Genomic DNA, 20,463 nt, shown 5'->3' with positions numbered 1-20,463 from the left:
GTTATATATGCGAACATTTATTTTCTGTCGATATTTTTATGACAGATGTTGGGAATATTCTTGGTTAAAAAAGGCGATATCACTGGAAACGCCGCTGGAAAACTCATCATGCCCTTATTGTGGATGGGCTGAGGCGATTTCTCTAAGGGGGGGGCTTTTTTTCCGCCTTTGCCGCGCGGCCCGCTGTGGCTGTCACTATTTTCACATTTCAGGCTCTGCTACCGGTCAGAGAGTACGTCCGCATTGTGATTATTCCATTAAAAACTATAACTAATTAATAAGTTATATCTCTTCCGCTATCCCCTGCCATTGAAAAAATTCTCGCAAAAAATCCACACTGTGAAAATAAGATCACACAAGCGTAACAAAAGGTAAACAAAGCCCTCCTATATTGGCTGCTTCGCTTTTGGGAGGGAGTGTCATGCGTAACTGGAACGAACCGAAAAAGAATAAAGCGCACATCGAACTGATCCCGATGATCGACGTGATGATGTTCTTGTTGGTGTTTTTCGTCTTGATTAGCCTGAACGTCATTCCGGCGCTCGGGCTGAAAACGCAGCTGCCGTCCGCCGGCAGTGCGCAGCAGCTGAAACCGCAGAAGAAGGCGATCATTACGCTGGGGGCTGATGAGCAGCTGCAGCTGGATGGCCAGCCGATCGCGCTCGACGCGTTGGTCAACACGCTGAAGCAACAGCAGCAGGCCTACCAGACCACCACCATCATCGTCAACAGCGATAAAGGCGTGGCGGTCGAGCGGCTGGTGGCGGTCATGGACAACCTGCGCCAGGGCGGTTTCTTCTCCGTCTCCATCGCGACACGGAAGCTGTGACATGTATCTGCTCTATCGCTCACGTCATCTTTTCAGCTGGTTGCCGGCGCTGATTGTCGCCGGTTGCCTGCTGTTCGCCAGCCAGCAGGCGGCGCTGAAGATCCAGCCGCGCTACGACGAAACCGCCATCGAACTGGCGCTGGTGGAGCCTGAACCGGCGCCTGAACCTCAACCGGAAACGCCGCCGGAGCCCCAGCCCGAACCGCCGCCGCCCGAGCCGGAGCCGATTCCCGAGCCGGTGGTGCCGGCGCCGGAACCGATCGTGGAAGCCAAGCCGGTGCCGAAACCGCAGCCGAAACCCAAACCGAAACCGGTAAAAGAGAAAGCCAAACCGGTGGAAAAGCCTAAACCGACGCCGGCGTCAGCCGCGCCGCGCGCGCTGGTCAGCAAACCGGCGGCGCAGCCCGCGCCGGCCGCCCCCGCGGCGCCGAAGGTGAACGCGCAGGCGATTGAAAACGGCTATCTGCTGGCCTTGCGCCGCGAGCTGGAACAGCGCAAGCGCTACCCGACCGGCCGTCAGGCCTCGCTCGAGCGCCCGCAGGGCAACGTCGAGGTGTGGCTGGAGGTCGATCGCAGCGGGCGGGTGCTCTCTTCCGGCATCGCCAACAAGGCCGCCAGCATGCTGCTGAACCGCGCGGCGATGAGCAGCCTGCAAAGCATCAGTTCAGTGAAGCCATTCCCGAGCGACGCGTTCGCCGGGCAAACAACCAAAAGATTTACCGCGACGTTCAATTATCAGGCGCCTTAGCGCAAGAGTTAATCGTTTGATTTTTAAGGGATGCACACCATGAAATCTTTCAATCGTTCTGGGATCTATCTGGCGGTGATGTCGGCGATGCTGCCGGGCGCCGCGCTGGCGGCCGACGCCACCGATGTCGGCACCATCAGCGTCAAGGGGCAGTCGCTCGGCGGCGGCATGATGGTGCAGGACGACAGCGCCAAGGCGCGCTCCACCGTCACCAAAGAAGCGATGGACAAAATGCCGTCGGCGGCCAACGCCATCGATAAGCTGAAATTCACGCCGGGTCTGAACGTCAACAGCAACGACGCCAGCGGCCTGAGCGGCGTGGACTACACCATGCGTGGCATGAACTCGGATCAGATCGGTCTGTCGATGGACGGCATTCCAATCAACGACTCCGGCAACTACGCGGTGTACCCGAACCTGCTGGGCGACGCGGAAAACCTGGAGGAGGTGTTCGTTACCCAGGGCTCCTCCGAAGCGGACGGCCCGCACATCGGCTCCAGCGGCGGCAATATCGGCCTGGTGACGCGCCGCCCGGCGAAGGATTTCGGCGGTTTTCTCAAGCAGACGCTGGGCAGCAACAGCCTGAGCAAAACCTTCGCCCGCCTGGATACCGGCGAGTACAACGGCTTCAGCAACTGGCTTTCCTATTCGCATACCGAGGCGAAGAAATGGCGCGGCGAGGGCCGGCTGTACTCCGACAAGTTCGAGATGAATTCGCTGTACGAAGACGGCAACGGCAACAGCAGCAATCTGGTGATGAAGTACAACCGCCAGAACAACACCAACTACAACACCCTGAGCAAGGCGCAGTTCCAAAACGACGGCCGTGACACCGACTACGCCACCACGCCGGAATACAACAGCAAAGGGCAGTTGAACAAGTACTACAAGATTGAACGCAACCCGTTCGAGAACTTTACGCTGTCGTTCACCCAGAAGCTGCAGCTGCGCGACAACCTGTCGCTGACCCTGCAGCCGTATTACTACTGGGGCAACGGCGGCAGCTTCACCGGCCAGACGGCGTCGGTGCTGTCCAACACCTCCAGCAAGGCCGGGCAGTACGATCTCAGCAATCTGAAGTCCAACACCTATTACCGCCCGTCGTGGACCCAGACCTGGCGACCGGGCATCACCACCAAACTGAAGTGGGACATTAACGATCAGCACAGCCTGGATATCGGCTACTGGTATGAACGCGCGCGTCAGCTGCAGACCCAGCCGTTCATCAGCATCAAGGGCGACGGCAACCCGTCGCAGATTTGGGGGCAGCCGGGCGGTTCCGATCAGGTGAAGGACGCCAACGGCAATACCGTGCAGGGGCGCAACCAGTACACCATCACCCCGGCGCAAAAGGTGTGGCTGCAGGACACCTGGTTCGCCACGCCGGACTGGACCTTCGTCGGCGGCCTGGCCTATCAGTACGTGGAGCGTAAAGGGGACAACCGCGGTAGCCTGTACAACGTGCCGGAGAAGCGCAAAGCCACCTATCATGAATTCCTGCCGAACTTCAGCGCCAGCTATAAGGTGAACCAGGAAAACCAGGTGTTCTATAACCTGACGCGCAACATGCGCACGCCACCGAACTACGTGCTGTACAACGTCGGCGATTCGCTCAGCACCAAGCCGGAGCTGAGCTGGAACCACGAGCTGGGCTGGCGTTTCCAACAGGAAGACATGCTGCTGAGCGCCACGCTGTTCTACATGCGCTACAGCGATCGCCAGATCTCCACCACCAACTCGTCGGGCGACTACGAGATGATGAACATCGGCAACGTGGAGAACAAAGGGCTGGAGCTGGAGTGGAGCGGCCAGCTGCCGCATAACTTCAACTACTACACCTCTTATACCTATACCCAATCGAAGCAGAAGAGCGACATCGTCAGCAACGGCGGGCTGCCGCTGCCGACCTCCGGCAAAGAGGTGCCGAACGTGCCGAAAAACCTGCTCAACATGACGCTGGGTTATGACGACGGGCTGTATTACGGCAGCGTCAGCGGCAAGTACGTCAGCGCGTTCTACGGCGACTTGACCAACGACGAGAAGATCGGCGGCCGCACGGTGTTCGATCTGGCGGCGGGGGTGCATCTGCCGGTGGACAAAAAAATCGTCAAAAGCGCCGCGCTGCGCTTTGGCATCAGCAACCTGTTTGACAAGGAATACCTGACCTCGGTGCGCACCACTACCTTCAACGCGGCGCCTTACGGCGGCGTGAAGGCCAGCACCCCGTATTACAACGTCGGCGAAGAACGCACCTTCAGCGTCTCGCTGGAAGCCACCTTTTAACTGAACGCCCTGCCGCCTGCCGGGCGGCGGGGCAGAGGAGCCCTGTATGGACGCCAATCTGTTGCACGACATTATTTTCTACGTGATGTACGCCGCGCTGGCGATCGCGCTGGTGATCATCATCGAACGCACGCTGTACTTCGCCTATACCCAGCGCCAGGCGCGCCGGCTGGAGCAGGCGCTGACGCCGGACGTGCGCCGCGCGGCCGATCTGCCGGACGAGCTGACCCAGCGCAACAGCCTGCCGATGGCGGTGATCGCGCCGGTGCTGGCGCAGAAACACCGCGCCGGCGATCGCGAGGCGATCGGCGATCTGATCGACGCCCAGTATCTGCTGAGCAAGCCGCCGATGGCGCGCGGCCTGTGGCTGCTGGAAACCGTGGTCACCGCCGCGCCGTTGCTGGGGCTGCTGGGCACGGTGATGGGGATCATCGAAACCTTCAAGGCGCTGGCCGCCTCGGGCGTCTCCGAGCCGAGCCTGGTGTCGGCCGGGATGGGCACCGCGCTGTACGCCACTGGTCTCGGTATCGCCATCGCGCTGCTGTGCCTGGTGGCCAACAACTTCCTGCAGAGCCGCATGGAGCGCATCAACGAGCTGCTGAAGGTGCTGCTGATCCGCGCCGGTCAACCGGCCAGCCGCCCGGAGAGCGGCAGCGGTGAACAATGGGTTGACAGCGGGGCGCCGCGCTATGCCTAATGGCCATCCAACACGGCGGCCGTTCGGCCGCCTTTATACGGCATTGTGGGGCGGTTGTTTGTTGATGTTGAGCCAGAGCGCTGCGGCGCGTTTTGCGATTCCCGGTTATGAGCTGGTGTATACCGCACCGGTAGAAACTGCGCTGCAGGCCGACGACCTGCGCAACACCGCCGAGGTGTGGCGCGAGATGTTCGACGCGGCGAAAACCCGCATCGATCTGGGGCAGTTTTACGTGGCGAATCAGGACGGCTCCTTGCTGGACGGCGTGCTGCAGCGCCTGAAGGCGGCCGGTGAGCGCGGGGTGAAAATCCGTTTCCTGATGGAGGAGAAAGGCATCCGCAACTCCACCGCCGAGACGCTGGAACAGCTGAAGGCGATCCCCAATCTGGAGCTGCGCATCATTCCTTACCAGAAGCTGAGTGGCGGCATCCTGCACGCCAAGTATCTGCTGGTGGACGGCGAACAGGCGTTTGTCGGCAGCCAGAACTTCGACTGGCGCGCGCTGGAGCATATTCACGAAACCGGGCTGCGTATCAGCGACGCCAAGGTGGTGGGGCAAATTCAGGCGATCTTCGAACAGGACTGGCAGGCGCAGGCGCTGCTGGCGCAGGATAAACCGGTGCCGGCGCTGCCCGATGCGCCGCCGACCGCGCCCCCGCAGGGCGACTATCTGGTGGCCAGCCCGCGCGCCTACAACCCGGCAGGGGTGATCGACTCGCAGGCTGAGCTGCCGCGCCTGCTGGCCGGCGCCAAGCGGCGGGTGCGGGTGCAGGTGATGGATTACGCGCCGCTGTCTTTCGGTCCGGAGCGCAGTCGTCCCTTTTATGCGGTGATCGACAACGCGTTGCGCGGCGCGGCGGAGCGCGGGGTGCAGATCGAGCTGATGGTGGCCAACTGGAACACCAAAAAGCCGGACATCGCCTGGCTCAAGAGCCTGGCGCTGGTGCCGAACGTGCAGATCAAAGTGGTGACCATTCCCCCGGCCAGCAGCGGTTTCATTCCGTTTGCCCGGGTGATCCACAGCAAGCTGATGACCATCGACGATGAGATTGCCTGGGTGGGCACCAGTAACTGGACCGGCGGCTATCTGGACAACTCGCGCAATCTGGAGCTGGTGTTGCACAATGCGACGATGAGCGGGCGGTTGGACCAGCTGTATCAACAGCTGTGGAACAGCGTCTACGCCGAGCCGTTGAAGCTGGATTACGATTATCCGACGCCCAAGCCGGGCGGCGAATCCTGATAAGCAGGGCGCGGTTAATCCCCGCGCCCCGTTTTTTTATCGCCGCCAGCCGGCCTTCTCCAGCGCCGTCACCAGCTGTTCGGCGCTCAGCCCTTCCGCCCGATGGCCGTTGCCGCTGACGCTATTGGCCGCCAGCAGCGCATTGACGATCGCTTCCTCTACCGCTTCCGCCGCCGCGGCGAACAGCGCCGAAATATAGTCGTTGTTCACCATGCGCAGCGGCGTGGTGAAAGCGCCTTTATTGGCGTAGTCGGCGGGCGGCAAGCCGTCGTTGCCGGTGGCGAAGGCGATAAAGATATCGCCGCTCGAATCTTCGGTGCCGCCGCCGGTGCGGGCGATGCCGATGCTGGCGCGCTGCGCCAGGCGCGCGCACTGGTGCGGCAACAGCGGCGCGTCGGTCGCCAGCGCCACGACGATGGAGCCCATGCCGGGATGCGGCAGTTGCGGCGTGAACGGCGAGGGGATATGCCCCAGATGGCGGCCCACCGGGTAACCGCCCACCAGCAGCGACTCGCGCTTGCCGTGGTTGGCCTGCACGATGGCGCCCACCGTCCAGCCGCCCTGATCGGCGGGCAGGCGGCGCGACGCGGTGCCGCTGCCGCCTTTGAATTCATGGCAGATCATGCCGCTGCCGCCGCCGACCGCGCCTTCCTGCGGCAAGCCGCCCCGGGCCGCCTGCTGCGCCTGGCGCACGTGCTCGGCCTTGACGTGAAAGCCGTTGATGTCGTTGAGCAGGCCATCGAAGGTTTCCATCACCACCGGCATATTCCAGTACACCGCGTTGTCGCCCGCGGGCAGCGTTTCGCGTTCCAGCGCGATCAGCGCATCGCGCACCACGCCCACGCTGTGGGTGTTGGTGAAGGCGATCGGGCTGGTCAGCAGGCCCGCTTCGCGCACCCATTCCAGGCCGGTGGCGTCGCCGTTGCCGTTCAACACGTGCACGCCGGCGAAGCAGGGCGCGTGGCGGGCGGAGCCGGGGCGCGGTTCGATCACCGTCACGCCGGTGCGCACGCTGCGCCCGTCCGCCAAATCGGCATGAATGCTGGCATGGCCGACGCGCACGCCGGGCACGTCGGTGATGGCGTTCAGCGGGCCGGGCGTGCCCTGGCCGATGGTGATGCCCAGATCCTGAGCGCGCTGCGTCATGGTTATTCTCCTTCTATTGAGGGGGCGGCGAGGGGCGCCGTCTGGCGGCCGCGCAGATGGTTCAGCGCCAGCCCGAAGCCGACGATGCCGGCAATGATAATAAAGTCTTTCAGGCTGCTGGCGATCAAAATCGTCCACAGCACGTACAGGCAGCACAGCAGCGCCGCCAGCACCGGCAGCGGCCACAGCGGCATCAGGTAAGGATGGTGGAAGTGGCGGCGGCGGCGGCTGATCAGCGCCGCGATCGCCATGATGATGTACACCAGCAGCAGCAGGATCACGGTGAAGGAGGTCAGCGATTCGAGATCGGAGCAAAACGCCAGCAGCGCCGACGGCACGCCGAACAGCAGGGTGGCGATCCAGGGGGTACCGAAGCGCGGATGGATGATTTTCAGCGCCCGGTTGAACGCCGGCAGCCAGAAGCCGTCGCGCCCGCTGGCGAACATCATGCGGCTGAATTGCGCCACGATGGCGATGATGGCGTTGAACACCGACAAGTAAATCGCGCCACTCACTACCCGCGCCAGCGTCGGGCCGCCGAGCTGGGTGACCACATAGCCGACCGGGTCGGCCTGTTTGGCCATCTCCGTCAGCGACGGCGAGCCGATCAGCAGGGCGGTGAACGGCACCAGTTCCACCAGCACCACGATGACCAGCGTCAGCATGATCGCCATCGCCATCGGTCTGCCCTGTTCGCGCATGTCCTCCGCCATGTACACCGCCGCGCCGTAGCCGTTGTAGGAGAACAGCGCGACCCCGACCATCGCGACGATCAGCGGCAGCGACACCGGCGTCAGGCTGCCCTGCGCGTCCAGCATCACCGGCGCGGTGAGGATCTCCGTGCTCTGATGCGGGTGGCTGAAGCCGAGCCAGGCGATCAGCGCCAGCACCGCTACTTCCACCACCAGGAAAGCGCCGGTCAGCAGGGCGTTGGCCTTGATGTTGAAAATGGCGCAGATGCCGCCGACCAGCACGGTGAGCATGCCGGCGGTCGAGGCGTCGAATTGGGTGCCCAGCGCGGTGTTCAGGTAGGGCACCGCGCCGGTGGCCAGCACCGCCGGCACGAACAGCGAGGCGCTGAGGATAAACAGGTAGGTCTGCAGCCCGCACAGGGTGCCGAACAGGCGTTTGATGATGCTGTATTCGCCGCCGGCGCTGGGGTGTGCGGCGCCGAGCTCGGCATAGCACAGCGCGATGGTGGCGGCGACGCAGGCGGCGATCAGGAACGACAGAAAGGCGCCACTGCCGGCGCTGGCGATCGCCAGCGGGGCGATGACGAAGATCGAACTGGCCGGCGTCACGCCGGACGCGGTGATCATCACCACGTCGAGGACGCTGAGATTGCCTTTGAAGGTGTGTTCAGGGGCGGACTCTTGCATGGTTAACGACTCCATTAACGTGTGAGTGAGTTATTGTTTTGCTGCACAGGCTGTACGCAGGAATCAAATGGAGCGCGCGAAATGCCGGGGAGCTTTGCTCCCCGGAAGTTTATTGTTCTTATGTGTTACCCCTGCCCCGACGGGAAGCTGAAGCTGGCGCGCCGGGCGTCGCCGGAAGCCGGCCAGCGCTGGGTCACGGTCTTGCGTTTGGTGTAGAACCTGACCGCGTCCGGGCCGTAGGCGTGCAGATCGCCGAACAGCGAGCGCTTCCAGCCGCCGAACGAGTGGTAGGCCACCGGCACCGGCAGCGCCACGTTGATCCCCACCATGCCGACCTGAATGCGGCTGGAGAAGTAGCGCGCCGCTTCGCCGTCGCGGGTGAACAGGCAGGTGCCGTTGCCGTATTCGTGGGCGTCGATCAAGGCCATCGCCTCCTGCAGCGAAGCCGCGCGCACCACGCCGAGCACCGGGCCGAAGATCTCCTCCTGATAGATGCGCATGCCGGGCGTCACGCGGTCGAACAGCGTTGGGCCGAGGAAGTACCCCTGGCTGGGGCGGCCGTCGGCGTCCGTCACGCTCAGCTCGCGGCCATCCACCAGCAGCTCGGCGCCTTCGGCCACGCCCTGATCGATATAGCCTTTCACCTTCTGATAATGCTGCCGGGTCACCAGCGGCCCCATGTCGTTGCGATTATCGCTGCCGGGGCCGACGTGCATGGCGGCCATCTGTTGCCGCAGCCCGGCGACCAGCGCCTCGGCGGTGCCTTCACCCACCGCCACTACCAGCGGAATGGCCATGCAGCGCTGGCCGCACGAGCCGAAGGCGGCACCCATCAGCGCGCCGACCGCGCCGGGGATATCGGCGTCCGGCAGCACCACCGCGTGGTTCTTGGCACCGCCCAGCGCCTGTACCCGTTTGTTCTGCGCGCAGCCGGTGTGATAAATGTGTTCCGCCACCGGCGTCGAACCGACGAAGCTGATCGCTTTGACGCGCCCGTCATGCAGCAGCGTCTCCACCGCTTCGCGATCGCCGTTGACCACGTTGAGCACCCCCGGCGGCAGCCCGGCTTCCGCCGCCAGCCGGGCGATATACAGCGCGGCGGAAGGCACGCGCTCGGAAGGTTTCAGCACGAAGGTGTTGCCGCAGGCGACCGCCATCGGCCACATCCACAGCGGCACCATCGCCGGGAAGTTGAACGGCGTGATGCCCGCCACCACGCCCAGCGGCTGAAACTCGCTCCAGCTGTCGATGCCCGGACCGGCCTCTTTGCTGTGTTCGCCCTTCAGCAGTTCCGGCACATAGCCGGCGTATTCGATATTCTCGATGCCGCGCTGCAGTTCGCCCAGGGCGTCGCTGAGCACTTTGCCGTGCTCGGCGGTGATCAGTTGGCAGATGGCGTCGGCGTGCTGCTCCAGCAGATCCTTGAGCTTCATCATGATGCGCGCGCGCTTCAGCGGCGGGGTGTCGCGCCAGGCGGGATAGGCCTGTTCGGCGGCGGCGATGGTGCGCTCCACCGTGGCGCGGTCGGCCAGCTGCACCTCCTGCGCCGATTGGCCGGTGGCCGGGTCGTAAACCGGCTGGCTGCGTTCGCCGCCGGCGGCAGGCTCGCCGTTGATCCAGTGGGTGATGGTCATGGTTTTCTCCTTATTCGGTGGCGTTGAGGGCGTCGCCCACGGCGTTGATCAGCGCATCGATCTGCGCTTCGCTGCTGATGAACGGCGGCGCCAGTTGCAGGGTGTCGCCGCCGTAGCGCACGTAAAATCCGCTTTCCCAGCAGCGCATCGCCGCCTCGAAGGGACGCCGCGCCGGTTCGCCCGGCCGCGCCGCCAGCGTAATGCCGGCCGCCAGGCCGATGTTGCGAATGTCGGCGACGTGTTTGGCCCCCTGCAGGCTGTGCACCGCGCGCTCGAAGTAGGGCGCCAGCGCCTGTACGCGCTCCACCATCTGTTCGCGCTGCAGGATGTCCAGCGTCGCCAGCGCGACCGCGCAGCTGACCGGGTGGGCGGAGTAGGTGTAGCCGTGCGGGAATTCGAGCTGGTAGTCCGGCTCGCCGCCGTTCATGAAGGTTTGGTAGATCTCCGGCCGTACCACCACCGCGCCCATCGGCTGCGCGCCGTTGGTCACCTGTTTGGCGATGTTCATGATGTCCGGCGTGACGCCGAACGCCTCGGCGCCGGTCATCGCGCCGCAGCGGCCGAAGGCGGTGATCACTTCGTCGAAGATCAGCAGGATGTCATGCTGGGTACAGATTTCGCGCAGGCGCTGCAGGTAGCCGACCGGCGGCACGATCACCCCGGCGGAGCCGGAGAAGGGTTCGACGATCACCGCGGCGATCGTTGAGGCGTCGCGCAGCGCGATGATGCGGTTGAGCTCTTCCGCCAGCTCCGCCCCCTGTTGCGGCATGCCGCGCGAAAAGGCGTTGCCGGCCAGCAGGGTGTGCGGCAGGTGGTCCGCCTCGGCGCCGGCGCCGAACGTCTTGCGGTTGCCGGCGATGCCGCCGACCGAGATACCGCCGAAGTTAACGCCGTGATAGCCCTTTTCCCGGCCGATAAAGCAGGTTTTGCCTGCCTGGCCTTTGGCGCGCCAGTAAGCGCGCGCCATTTTCAGCGAGGTGTCTGCCGCTTCGGAGCCGGAACCGGTGAAGAACACGTAATCCAGCCCCGCCGGCGTCAGTGCCTTGATCTTGTTGGCCAGTTCGAACGACAGCGGGTGGCCGAATTGAAACGCCGGCGAATAATCCAGCGTCGCCAGCTGTCGCTGGGCGGCGTCGGTGATTTCCTGCCGGCCGTGCCCCAATCCGCAACACCATAATCCGGACAGGCCGTCGAAAATCTTTCTGCCGTCATGGCTGGTGTAATACGCCCCCGCGGCTTGAGTAATGATGCGCGGCTGCGCTTTAAAATTACGGTTACCGGTAAAAGGCATCCAATGGGCCTCTAACCCTTCGGCATCGAGACTATTTAGCGGGTGATTTTCAACGGCCATGTTTTCCTCCGAACAGGAAAATAAGAGCGATTAATGAAATAAACCGAGTTGTTAACGAATTGTTGTGCGAAATTGACTATGTACCGCTTGTTCTCTACTGTGAATAATCATATGTCGAAACTTACTTAAGGTTTTATGCAAGTAAAAAAGCGCGCGCTGTTAGGGCAATTGTCGGATATGGATCTGCGTTTGCTGCGGGTATTCAAGGCCGTGGTTGACTGCGGTGGCATGAGCGCCGCCGAACTGGAACTGAACATCAGCCTGTCGACCATCAGCAAACACATCAAGGATCTGGAGCAGCGGCTGGGCCTGACGCTGTGCCAGCGCGGGCGCGAGGGCTTTGCGGTCACCGACGAGGGGCTGTTGATCTACCAGGAAACGGTCAACCTGCTGGCGGCCACCGAGGCGTTCCGGCGCGGGGTGGACGAGGTGCACCAGCGCATGGGCGGGCAGCTGCACGTGGCGATATTCGACCATACGGTCAGTAATCCGCAGGCGCAGATCGGCCGGGCCATCGCGTTATTCAGCGAGCGCGCGCCGGAGGTTTCTTTGCAAATGTATGTGGAGCCGATTAATACCATTGAACGCGGCGTTATTGACGGGCAATTTCAGGTTGGGGTTATTCCCATGCACCGCAGCGCAGAAAGTTTATCTTATCATTCGTTATTCAGTGAGAGGATGTTCTTATATTGCGGCGCGCAGCATGAATTATTTTCCGCCCGTCATGAAACATTAAATTGGGATCTGCTGCACAATTATGCCTTCGCCGGATTAGGCTATCATTCGCCGAATATGGAACTGAGCCTGCAGCAACATTTGCATCGCAAGGCGACGGGATTTGCGCAGGAATCGATAGCGACGTTAATTCTGTCCGGCAAATACGTCGGCTTTTTGCCCGATCACTACGCGGCGTTTTTTGTGGCGCAGAACCTGATGCGGGCGATCAAACCGGCGCTGTTCCGCTATCACTGCGAATACTCCAGCGTGCTGCGCCGCTCGCCGGTACCGCAGCGGGTGGTGAAGCTGTTCCATGAGTGCCTGCTGGCGGCCCACGGAACAGCGTGACGCTTACTGCTCTTTCTTCTTGCCGAAGATTCTGATCAGCGCGCCGACCAGGATGCCGACCGCGATGCCGGCGAAGATCCAGCCGATGATGCCCATTTCCTTAACTCCTGCTAGTGCGTTGATCTGATTATATAATCATTCGACGCGAAACGCCTCTTCGATCATCCGTTGCCGCTGCGCCGGCGCATAGTCGATCCAGGAATTCTTGCTGTTGGATTTCTCCAGCGCCACCGCCAATTCCTGGCCGGAAATCGGCAGATCGTCCTGCCAGAACGGCGCGATGGCGTGACGGGTGATGAAATCGGTCAGGTAGCTCTCCGGGCTGCCCTGCCAGTGCGGATACAAGCGCGCGGCCAGCTCGGCCATCAGCGCGCGCTGCTGCGGCTGTTCGCTGCTTTCCAGCAGGGCGAGGAACGGCAGCAGCAGGCGGCCGCAGACCTGGCCGTGATGGTAGTCGCGCAGTGCGCCGATCTCGCCGGCGATGCCGTGAATGACCCCCAGCCCGGCGGCGCTCAGCGTCAGCCCCCCGAAGTACGAAGCTTGCATAATCGCTTCGCGCGCCGCGTCGCTGCGGTTGAGCGCCGGCCAGGCCGCAAGGAAGTGGCGGATGCCGCTTAACGACATGTCGCGCGTCATGGCACCGGCGGTTTTCGACAGATAGGCCTCGAACAGGTGGGTGAAGGCGTCGATGGCGCAGTAGGCCAGCACCTTGTCCGGGGCGCCCGCCAGCAACTGCGGATCGAGAATAGCGGTATGCGGCACGAAGTTGTTATGGCGCAGCGAGGCCTTCACTTTGCTGACCTGGGTGTCGGTGATCACCGCGTTCTGCGTCACCTCGCTGCCGGTGCCGGCGGTGGTAGGAATGGCGATCAGCGGCAGGGTGGCGCCGCTGATTTTACTGTCGCCCACCTTTTCCATATAGCGCAGCGTCGGCAGCGGGTGCTCCACCAGCGCGGAGAACGCCTTGGCGGCGTCCAGCACGCTGCCGCCGCCGATGGCCACCACGCGCCGCACCTGGCCGCGCCAGCGCGCCACCCAGGCGTCTATTTCCTGCGGCGACGCCTCGTGGCTGACGATCTCAGTGCCGATGAACAGCGGCGTCAGCGACTCGCGCAGGCCGGCGTACACCGGGCCGTTGAGAAAAGAGCGGCAGCTGAATAGCAGCGTCGGCTGCGGATCGGCCAGCAGCAGCGGCGGCAGCTGTTGGATGCTGCCGTGGCCGAACCAGGTCTGGCGGTTGGCGATGATGTGGCTGACGGACATGAGGTCTCCTTGACGGCGTTGCGGGGCGCGATGCCACAGCATAAGCCAGCGGGCGCGGAGCGGCCACCGCTTTCCCCGCCGTGGCAACCTGTGAGTTGTTTAACATGTAAACGATCTCGTTCTTGCATTTCGGCGCGCCGGATGCTTTTTTTAACAGTACCGGCCGTCATGCGGCCAACCCCATCCGAAATCGGTAGATTGTTAATGTATTAATAATGGCGAGGCGGGTATGGATATTCAGGTTGAACGCTTGTCTGCGGTGATCGATGCGGTGGCCAGCCCGCGTTTTTATCCCAGCCTGCTGAACTGGCTGGAAGGGTTTTTCGCCTTCGACAACGCCATCGTCTATGCCTTCGAACGCGGCCGGCCGCCGCGCTGCCTGATCAAAACCGAGCGGGAAAACAGCGACGCGGTCAACCAGATCTACCAGCAGGGCGCCTATCTGCAGGATCCGTTTTACCGCGCGCTGAACGACGGCGGCGAAGGCGAGGTGCTGACGCTGCGTCAGCTGGCGCCCTGCGGGTTTTATCACAGCGACTATTACCGTAACTTTTATCGCAAGACCGGCTGGCACGACGAGGCCGGGGTGCTGCTGCAATTGACGCCGGAGCGCGGGCTGGGCGTGTTCTTTGGCTCGGCGCGCCGCACGGTGGCGGTGCGCTACCCGCAGCGGGCGGATCTGCGCAGCGCGCTGACGCTGGTGAAAAGCGTGGCGCGGCTGCACGGTGAGGTGGTGGCGGCGCCGGCCGATGCCGCGACGGTGAACGACGACGGCGCGCAGGCGCGCTATCTGCTGACGCCGCGCGAGCGCGAGATCGTCGATCTGATCCTCGCCGGCTGCGGTTCGCAGCAGATCGCCGACCGGCTGTTCATCAGCCTCGGCACGGTAAAAAATCACCGCAAGAACATCTACGGCAAGCTGAACATCGGCTCGCAGGCCGAACTGTTCAGCCTGCTGCTGGCCACCCCGCAGCGACGCAGCGCGTGAATGTTAATTTTTTGTAGCGAATGTCCCTAAGGGGACATAGCGGCACGGCTGCTGCCTCCCGATAATCCGATGTCATGGCATAGGCAATCGGGAGTGCGGCAGTGAACAACGAAATCGAGTCCTTAACCTACTACGCGGCGACCAAAAAATACGATCTGCGCTTCCCGACGCTGGAAGAGGATCTGGACGTCGACGTGGTGATCATCGGCGGCGGCTTCTCCGGTATCAACACCGCACTGGAGCTGGCAGAGAAGGGCATCACCAACATCGCCATCCTCGAAGGCCGCTATCTGGGCTACGGCGGCACCGGACGCAACGGCGGCCAGGTGATGGCCGGCATCGGCCACGATCTGGAGAAGATCAAACGCCACGTCGGCCCGTCTGGGCTGGAAACCATCTTCAAGATCAGCAACCTCGGCGCCGGCATTATCCGCGAGCGCATCAAGAAATATGACATCGACGCCGACTTCTGCTTCGGCTACGGCTATCTCGGCAGCAACGCGCGCCAGGAGAAGACCCTGCGCGGATGGCTGAAGGAGTTCAGGGCGGTGGCGCCGGACGAAGAGATCGAGCTCTACACCGGCGCGGAGGTGAAGCAGGTGGTGGGCTCCGACGCCTATACCTGCGCGCTGAAACACATGGGCGGTGGCCATGTGCATTCGCTCAACCTGTTGCTGGGCGAGGCCAAGGCGCTGAGCGGCTACGGGGTGAAAATCTTCGAGAACAGCAGCGTGCTCAACGTGGAATACGGGCCGCGCATCACGGTGCGCACCGCCATGGGCTCGGTGCGCGCCAACAAGATGCTGTGGGCCTGCAACGGCTTCCTCAACGGCATGGAACCGCAGATCTACCGCAAGACTATCAACACCTACGCTTTCCAACTGGCCACCGAGCCGCTGTCTGACGATCTGATCCGTCAGATCAGCCCGATCCGCGGCGCCTACAGCGACATTCGCCCGGTGATCGACTATTACCGGGTGACCAACGAAAACCGGCTGCTGTTCGGCAGCGCCACTCGCCTGATCGAATATTTCCCGTCGGATCTCAAGGCCTGGAACCGCAACCTGATGCTGAAGGTGTTCCCGTACCTGAAAGACGTGAAGATCGATCTGGCTTGGGGCGGCCCGCTGTGCTGCAGCGCCAACCTGTTCCCGCAGATCGGCACGCTGCCGGATCGCGACAACGTGTTTTACGTGCAGGGCTACTCCGGCTTCGGCGTGACGCCGAGCCACATCGTGTGCAAGGTGCTGGCGGAGGGCATGAGTGAAGGATCCGATCGTTACGATCTGATGAGCTCGATCCCGCACGTCAACATCTTCGGCAAGGACAAGCTGCGGCGAGTGATGACCACCGCCGGTAAGGTTTGGCACCAGACATCCGGCTATTGGAAAGGCCGCCGTTAATCCTCAGAGGAGAATGACATGAAACCGTTACTGCTTAAACAACCGCTGCCGGAACTGCTGGAGATCGGCAGCGTCAGCAACCTCGGCGCCACGGTGATCGCCGGCACGCCGACCGTCGGCGTGGCCAGCATCTTCGGCGAACCGACCGACAATCTGAACTGTGGCGTGTTCAGCTGCACCCGCGGCAGCTTCGTGATGGAATATCCGTTCGCCGAGCACGCCACGGTGTGGGAAGGCAGCGCCACCCTGACCAACGAACGCACCGGCGAATCGGTGCAGTATCAGGCCGGCGACTCCTGGTTCGTCGAGAAGGGCACCCCGGTGCGCTGGGACATCACCTCGGATCGCTTCGTCAAACACTACCTCGCCATCGTCGAGGGCTGATGCCGCCATGCCCCCCTCAGCCCGCTGAGGGGGAGCGCCTTAACCTAACGCCCGCGCAATAAAGTCGCTTACCCGCTTGAGGATCTGATCCTTATTGGTTTCGTTAAAGCTCTCGTGTCGCCCGCCCGCATTGATCATCCGTTCGAAATCGTCGCCCCGCAGGCGATCGAGCGCGGTTTGCGTTTCGCTCATCAGCACCAGCCGATCGTCGTCGCCGTGGATCCACAGCGTAGGCAGCGGGCCGAACCCCGGCCCGGCGTTGATGGCGGCGAGGATCCGTTGCATGGCGCGCAGGGTGGGGCGTTTGAACGGCCCGTGCCACACCAGCGGATCTTCCTGATAGGCCGCGCCAACCGCCGGATCGCGCGCCAGGGTGGCGGTATCCAGCGGCGCGTCGGGGATCGTCGGCAACTCGGCCAGATCGGAGATCGCCGTTCTGTCGCCGAGCAGCGGGCCGGACAGCACCAGCGCGCTCACCTCCTCGGCGTGGCGCTGCGCGTAGCGGGTGGCGATCATGCCGCCCATCGAGTGGCCGATCACCACCAGCGGCAGCGTCGGATACTGTTGGCGAAGATGCTCGACCACGCGCTGAACGTCGTCGACGACGGCGTCATAATCCTCGATCAGCACGCGCTCGCCCTGCGACAGGCCGTGGCCCAGATGATCGGGGCCGAATACCCGTGCCCCCTGCGCCTGCAGCGTGCGCGCCACGTATTGATAGCGGCCGAGATGCTCGCCGTAGCCGTGCACCAGCAGCGCCAGATAGCGCGGCTTGTCGTTTCCCCAGTCATGCAAGGCGATGTCGCCGTGGCGGCCTTTGATAAAGCTGACGGTTTGTTCGGGCATGTTATTGTTCTCATGGTGGTAGGGTTGCCCTTCAGCGTAGCGGCTGGCGGCGAGGTTGTCAGGGGCGCCGGATGCGGCGCCCGCAGAGAGGACATTACAGACCGAACTGGTGCGCCAGTTCGTCGAGCGCTTCGCGCTGGAAGCGATTGAAGGCGTCGCGCGGCTGCTGTTGCTGGATGAACGCCAACAGCGGATCCTGCACTTCAGTGCGCACGCCGCTCAGCTGCTCCATCACCGCCAGCCCGCAGAACGGCACGTAGGATTCGGCGTAGCCGCCTTCATGCACCATCACCAGTTTGCCGCCGCACAGCCGGTCGGCGGCGTCTTGCACCAGCGCGGTCATGGCGCGGAAGCTGTCGCTGTGCAGCTGCATGCGCGCCAGCGGATCGAGCGCGTTGGCGTCGTAGCCGCAGGCGACGATGATCAGCTCCGGCTCGAATTTTTCCAGCGCCGGGATGACGATGCGCCGCATGGCGTGCAGGTAGCCGTCGTCGCCGGCGCCGGCCAGCATCGGCACGTTGACGTTGCAGCCCGCCCCGGCGCCTTCACCGCGATCCCGTTCGCCGGAATAGCCCGCCGGGAAGCAGCCGTCCTGATGCAGCGACAGCGTTAGCACGTCGCCGCGCTGCCAATAGATGTGCTGGGTGCCGTTGCCGTGGTGCACGTCCCAGTCGAGCACCGCCACCTTGCCGAGGCCGTAGCGGGCCTTGGCGCGCTCGATGGCGATGGGAATATTGGCCAGGAAGCAGAAGCCCATCGATTGATCCGGCAGGCAGTGGTGGCCCGGCGGGCGCGACAGCGCATAGGCGTTATCCAGCTCGCCCTGCAGCACCGCTTCCACCGCCGCGCAGGCCAGCCCGGCGGAGAGTTTGGCGATTTCATAGCTGCCCGGCCCCAGCGGCGCCTCTTCCCCCAGCAGCCCGCCGCCGCTGTCGCTCACCTGTTTGAAACGCTGCAGATAGTGGGCGGGGTGGATGCGCAGCAGGTCTTCTTCCGTCGCCGGTTCGGCGCTCAGCAGGGTGAGCTGGCGCGACAGGCCGGACACGTCCATCAGGTTCTTCATGCGCCGTTTGGTTTCCGGCGATTCGGCGTGGCCGGCGCCCGAAGGCGGTTGCACCCAGCCGCCGACCGGCAGGGTGGTGGCGTGCAGGCCGGTGCTGTGCCAGAAACAGCGTTCATCAAACAAGAAACCGGTTGTTCTTTTCACCTTTCTCCTCCTGTTATACGGCGCGGTGTGCGCGGTGAAGCCAGCGAAATCAACAGCAGCGACAGCAGCGCGCAGCCCAGCGCGCCGAACAGCAAGGCGTTGAAACCGCCGGAAGATTCGATCAGATAGCCGGCCAGCGTCGGGCCGATGGCCATGCCGCCGCCGATCACCAGGTTGATGCCGTTCATCAGCTTGCCGTCGTTATCCAACCCGGCGACCCGCGCGAGAATGAATGGCAGCACGAAGGTCCAGGTGAATTTGAACAGCAGGGCCGCCAGGGCGAAGCGCAACAGCAGGGGCTGGCCAGTCAGCAGCGCCACGCTGGCCAGTAGCAGGGCGTAACCGAGCACGATCAGGCGTCCGCCGCCGAAGCGCGCGCCGATCATCGCCGCGGCCCCCGCGCCGACGATGCCGAGCAAGGTGGCGACGGCCAGCACCTGGCCGCTGTGGGCCGGCGACAGCCCGGCGCCGGCGGCGATGCCGCCGATGAAGGTCCAGACCGCACTCAGGCTGATGTAAAAGGTCAGCACCGCCATTACGGCGCACAGCTTGCGCGCCAGCGAAGCCGTGGGGCCGCTGCGGGCGGCGCGGGCGGCGGTGAAGCCGCTGGGAAACGCCGGGATGAGCGGCAGGCAGCACAGCATGATGGCCGCCAAAATCAGGTAGACCGCCATCAGGCCGAAGTGCGCGAACAGCGGCGGCAGCACCAGCAGCCCGACCGCGCCCAGCACCAACTGGCCGAGCACCCAGAAGGCATACACCCGGCTGGGATTGGCAGTGCCGGCGGCGCAGGTGATGCACAGGATCATCAGGGTGCCGCCCGCCAGCGAGGCGATAAAGCGCAGTGGCAGCAGCAGGGTGAAGTCCTGCACCAGCGCCGAAGCCAGGTTGCCGGCGATAAACACCAGCGCCGACAGCGTAGCGACCCGTCGCCAGTTGATGCGCCCGATCCACCACCACGCCGGCAGCGTGGCCAGGCTCATGGCGCCGAGTTCGGTGGAAAACAGGTGGCCAATCTGCGCCGGGCCGAGCTGCCACTGTGCGGCGAGCTGGGCGGCCACGGCGGGGGCGGTCATCAGAATGCCCGGCGCGATGGCGGCGAAGACGATAATGGCGGTCAACAGCCGCGGCGGGCAGGGGAGCGCCGCGCCGACGGCGGGCGCGGAAACCGAATCACTGGACATAAAGCTTATTCCCCAAGCGTTGAGTGACGATGAAATATCCCGCCAGGCCCGATTGCGGGCAGGGGGAGGCCGCGCCATAGATGGCGAATACGTTCTGACGTTATTTTCCGGACGCCGGCGACGGCGGCCGTTATCGGGCGTTAACCGTGGGCGAGAAAGCCGCTGGCGACCAGTTCGGTGCGATTCACCACGTCGGTTTTGGCGAAAATATTGCGCATATGGGTTTTCACCGTAGACAGCGAAATGCCCAGTTTCAGGGCGATGCGCTTATTGCTGGCGCCTTCGCGCACCATATTGACGATCTCTTGCTCTTTGGCGGTCAGCATCTGCGCCTCGCTGTCGGGCAGCAGATCGCGCGTCGCCAGCTCGATCAGCGGCAGCACCGCGCGCAGGCGGCCGCGCTCCACTTCGGTGAACGGCGTATCGCGGATCAATGACACCCCGGCGACGATGCGCTTACGCTGGCGGATGAAAATCTCCGTCATGTCGCGCATGTCGTTCGGCAGCATAAAGTCGTGGTAATAGCGGCGGTTGCCGGCGATCGCCGCCGGGCTCATGCCGACCATGGTGATGTCCTGGCGATGGAAATTGGCCGGCTGCAGCGGGTCAATTTGCTGGAAGTGGTTCAGGTACTGCTGATGCGTTTTATCGGGCATGCCGTGCAGGATGTAGTGATCCGGCCGCAGGTTGCGATCGACCAGATAAAACACCCCGGCGGAGACCGGGATCAGGTGTGTAATGGTCGCCAAACAGCTGTTGATAAAGGCATCGGATGCGGTGCTGTGCATGATTCGTGTTCCTCCCTTTATCGTT

Annotated in this window: 18 protein-coding genes; 9 read left to right on the top strand and 9 right to left on the bottom strand. The window is 63.3% G+C overall.

Annotation, left to right across the window (positions count from 1 at the left end; all coding sequences use genetic code 11):
- Positions 1-421 precede the first annotated feature (421 nt).
- Genes GKN89_RS13300 through GKN89_RS13280 form a run of 5 tightly spaced genes read left to right on the top strand, consistent with a single transcriptional unit; the run spans position 422 to position 5,800 of the window.
- The gene (locus GKN89_RS13300; RefSeq protein WP_154747151.1) at positions 422-829 is read left to right on the top strand and encodes a biopolymer transporter ExbD; all 408 of its coding nucleotides are present in this window, start codon (positions 422-424) and stop codon (positions 827-829) included.
- Position 830: 1 nt separating this feature from the next.
- Positions 831-1,577, top strand: a complete 747-nt coding sequence (locus GKN89_RS13295) for a TonB N-terminal domain-containing protein (protein ID WP_154747150.1) — start codon at positions 831-833, stop codon at positions 1,575-1,577.
- A 39-nt stretch (positions 1,578-1,616) separates the two neighbouring features.
- Entirely contained in the window at positions 1,617-3,860 is a 2,244-nt protein-coding gene (locus GKN89_RS13290; protein WP_019454930.1) for a TonB-dependent receptor, read from the top strand.
- Between the two features lie 46 nt (positions 3,861-3,906).
- On the top strand, positions 3,907-4,557 hold the full coding sequence (locus GKN89_RS13285) for a MotA/TolQ/ExbB proton channel family protein (protein ID WP_019454931.1): 651 nt from the start codon (positions 3,907-3,909) through the stop codon (positions 4,555-4,557).
- Entirely contained in the window at positions 4,550-5,800 is a 1,251-nt protein-coding gene (locus GKN89_RS13280) for a phospholipase D-like domain-containing protein (protein WP_154747149.1), read from the top strand. The genes GKN89_RS13285 and GKN89_RS13280 overlap by 8 nt, the downstream gene beginning before the upstream one ends.
- 36 nt (positions 5,801-5,836) lie before the next feature.
- On the opposite strand, the gene GKN89_RS13275 is transcribed toward GKN89_RS13280, so the two are convergent.
- The 4 genes from GKN89_RS13275 to GKN89_RS13260 form a co-directional block, all read right to left on the bottom strand.
- Positions 5,837-6,946 carry a P1 family peptidase gene (locus tag GKN89_RS13275; protein WP_019454933.1) on the bottom strand — a complete coding sequence of 370 codons (1,110 nt, stop codon included), beginning with the start codon at positions 6,944-6,946 and terminating at the stop codon, positions 5,837-5,839.
- A 2-nt stretch (positions 6,947-6,948) separates the two neighbouring features.
- Positions 6,949-8,325 (bottom strand): APC family permease, encoded by a 1,377-nt coding sequence (locus GKN89_RS13270; RefSeq protein ID WP_154747148.1) that lies wholly within the window; start codon positions 8,323-8,325, stop codon positions 6,949-6,951.
- Positions 8,326-8,450: 125 nt separating this feature from the next.
- Positions 8,451-9,959, bottom strand: a complete 1,509-nt coding sequence (locus GKN89_RS13265) for a CoA-acylating methylmalonate-semialdehyde dehydrogenase (protein WP_154747147.1) — start codon at positions 9,957-9,959, stop codon at positions 8,451-8,453.
- A gap of 10 nt (positions 9,960-9,969) precedes the next feature.
- The gene (locus GKN89_RS13260) at positions 9,970-11,310 is read right to left on the bottom strand and encodes an aspartate aminotransferase family protein (RefSeq protein ID WP_154747146.1); all 1,341 of its coding nucleotides are present in this window, start codon (positions 11,308-11,310) and stop codon (positions 9,970-9,972) included.
- A gap of 135 nt (positions 11,311-11,445) precedes the next feature.
- On the opposite strand from GKN89_RS13260, the gene GKN89_RS13255 reads away from it, so the two are divergent.
- Positions 11,446-12,375 carry a LysR family transcriptional regulator gene (locus GKN89_RS13255; RefSeq protein WP_025159607.1) on the top strand — a complete coding sequence of 310 codons (930 nt, stop codon included), beginning with the start codon at positions 11,446-11,448 and terminating at the stop codon, positions 12,373-12,375.
- 135 nt (positions 12,376-12,510) lie between these two features.
- Here GKN89_RS13255 and GKN89_RS13250 read toward each other — a convergent pair whose 3' ends face one another.
- Positions 12,511-13,638 carry an iron-containing alcohol dehydrogenase gene (locus GKN89_RS13250; protein ID WP_019454938.1) on the bottom strand — a complete coding sequence of 376 codons (1,128 nt, stop codon included), beginning with the start codon at positions 13,636-13,638 and terminating at the stop codon, positions 12,511-12,513.
- Positions 13,639-13,867: 229 nt separating this feature from the next.
- Between GKN89_RS13250 and GKN89_RS13245 the strand changes: the two genes are divergently transcribed.
- The 3 genes from GKN89_RS13245 (at position 13,868) to GKN89_RS13235 (ending at position 16,413) form a co-directional block, all read left to right on the top strand.
- Entirely contained in the window at positions 13,868-14,626 is a 759-nt protein-coding gene (locus tag GKN89_RS13245) for a helix-turn-helix transcriptional regulator (protein ID WP_154747145.1), read from the top strand.
- Positions 14,627-14,727: 101 nt separating this feature from the next.
- On the top strand, positions 14,728-16,029 hold the full coding sequence (locus GKN89_RS13240; protein ID WP_019454940.1) for an FAD-binding oxidoreductase: 1,302 nt from the start codon (positions 14,728-14,730) through the stop codon (positions 16,027-16,029).
- A gap of 18 nt (positions 16,030-16,047) precedes the next feature.
- Entirely contained in the window at positions 16,048-16,413 is a 366-nt protein-coding gene (locus GKN89_RS13235; RefSeq protein WP_019454941.1) for a cupin domain-containing protein, read from the top strand.
- 39 nt (positions 16,414-16,452) lie between these two features.
- On the opposite strand, the gene GKN89_RS13230 is transcribed toward GKN89_RS13235, so the two are convergent.
- The 4 genes from GKN89_RS13230 to GKN89_RS13215 form a co-directional block, all read right to left on the bottom strand.
- A complete protein-coding gene (locus GKN89_RS13230) occupies positions 16,453-17,259 on the bottom strand; it encodes an alpha/beta hydrolase (RefSeq protein ID WP_154747144.1) in 807 nt (268 codons plus the stop codon).
- 94 nt (positions 17,260-17,353) lie between these two features.
- Entirely contained in the window at positions 17,354-18,466 is a 1,113-nt protein-coding gene (locus GKN89_RS13225) for a class II histone deacetylase (RefSeq protein ID WP_370520204.1), read from the bottom strand.
- Positions 18,463-19,650, bottom strand: a complete 1,188-nt coding sequence (locus tag GKN89_RS13220) for an MFS transporter (protein WP_154747143.1) — start codon at positions 19,648-19,650, stop codon at positions 18,463-18,465. The genes GKN89_RS13225 and GKN89_RS13220 overlap by 4 nt, the downstream gene beginning before the upstream one ends.
- Before the next feature lie 140 nt (positions 19,651-19,790).
- Positions 19,791-20,438, bottom strand: a complete 648-nt coding sequence (locus tag GKN89_RS13215) for a LuxR family transcriptional regulator (protein ID WP_019454945.1) — start codon at positions 20,436-20,438, stop codon at positions 19,791-19,793.
- Between the last annotated feature and the right edge of the window lie 25 nt (positions 20,439-20,463).

The organism is Serratia sp. YC16, assembly GCF_009707615.1.
Classification (GTDB): domain Bacteria; phylum Pseudomonadota; class Gammaproteobacteria; order Enterobacterales; family Enterobacteriaceae; genus Serratia; species Serratia surfactantfaciens.
The sequence above is the reverse complement of the archived record's forward strand: the minus strand, read 5'-3'. Positions and strand labels throughout refer to the sequence as shown.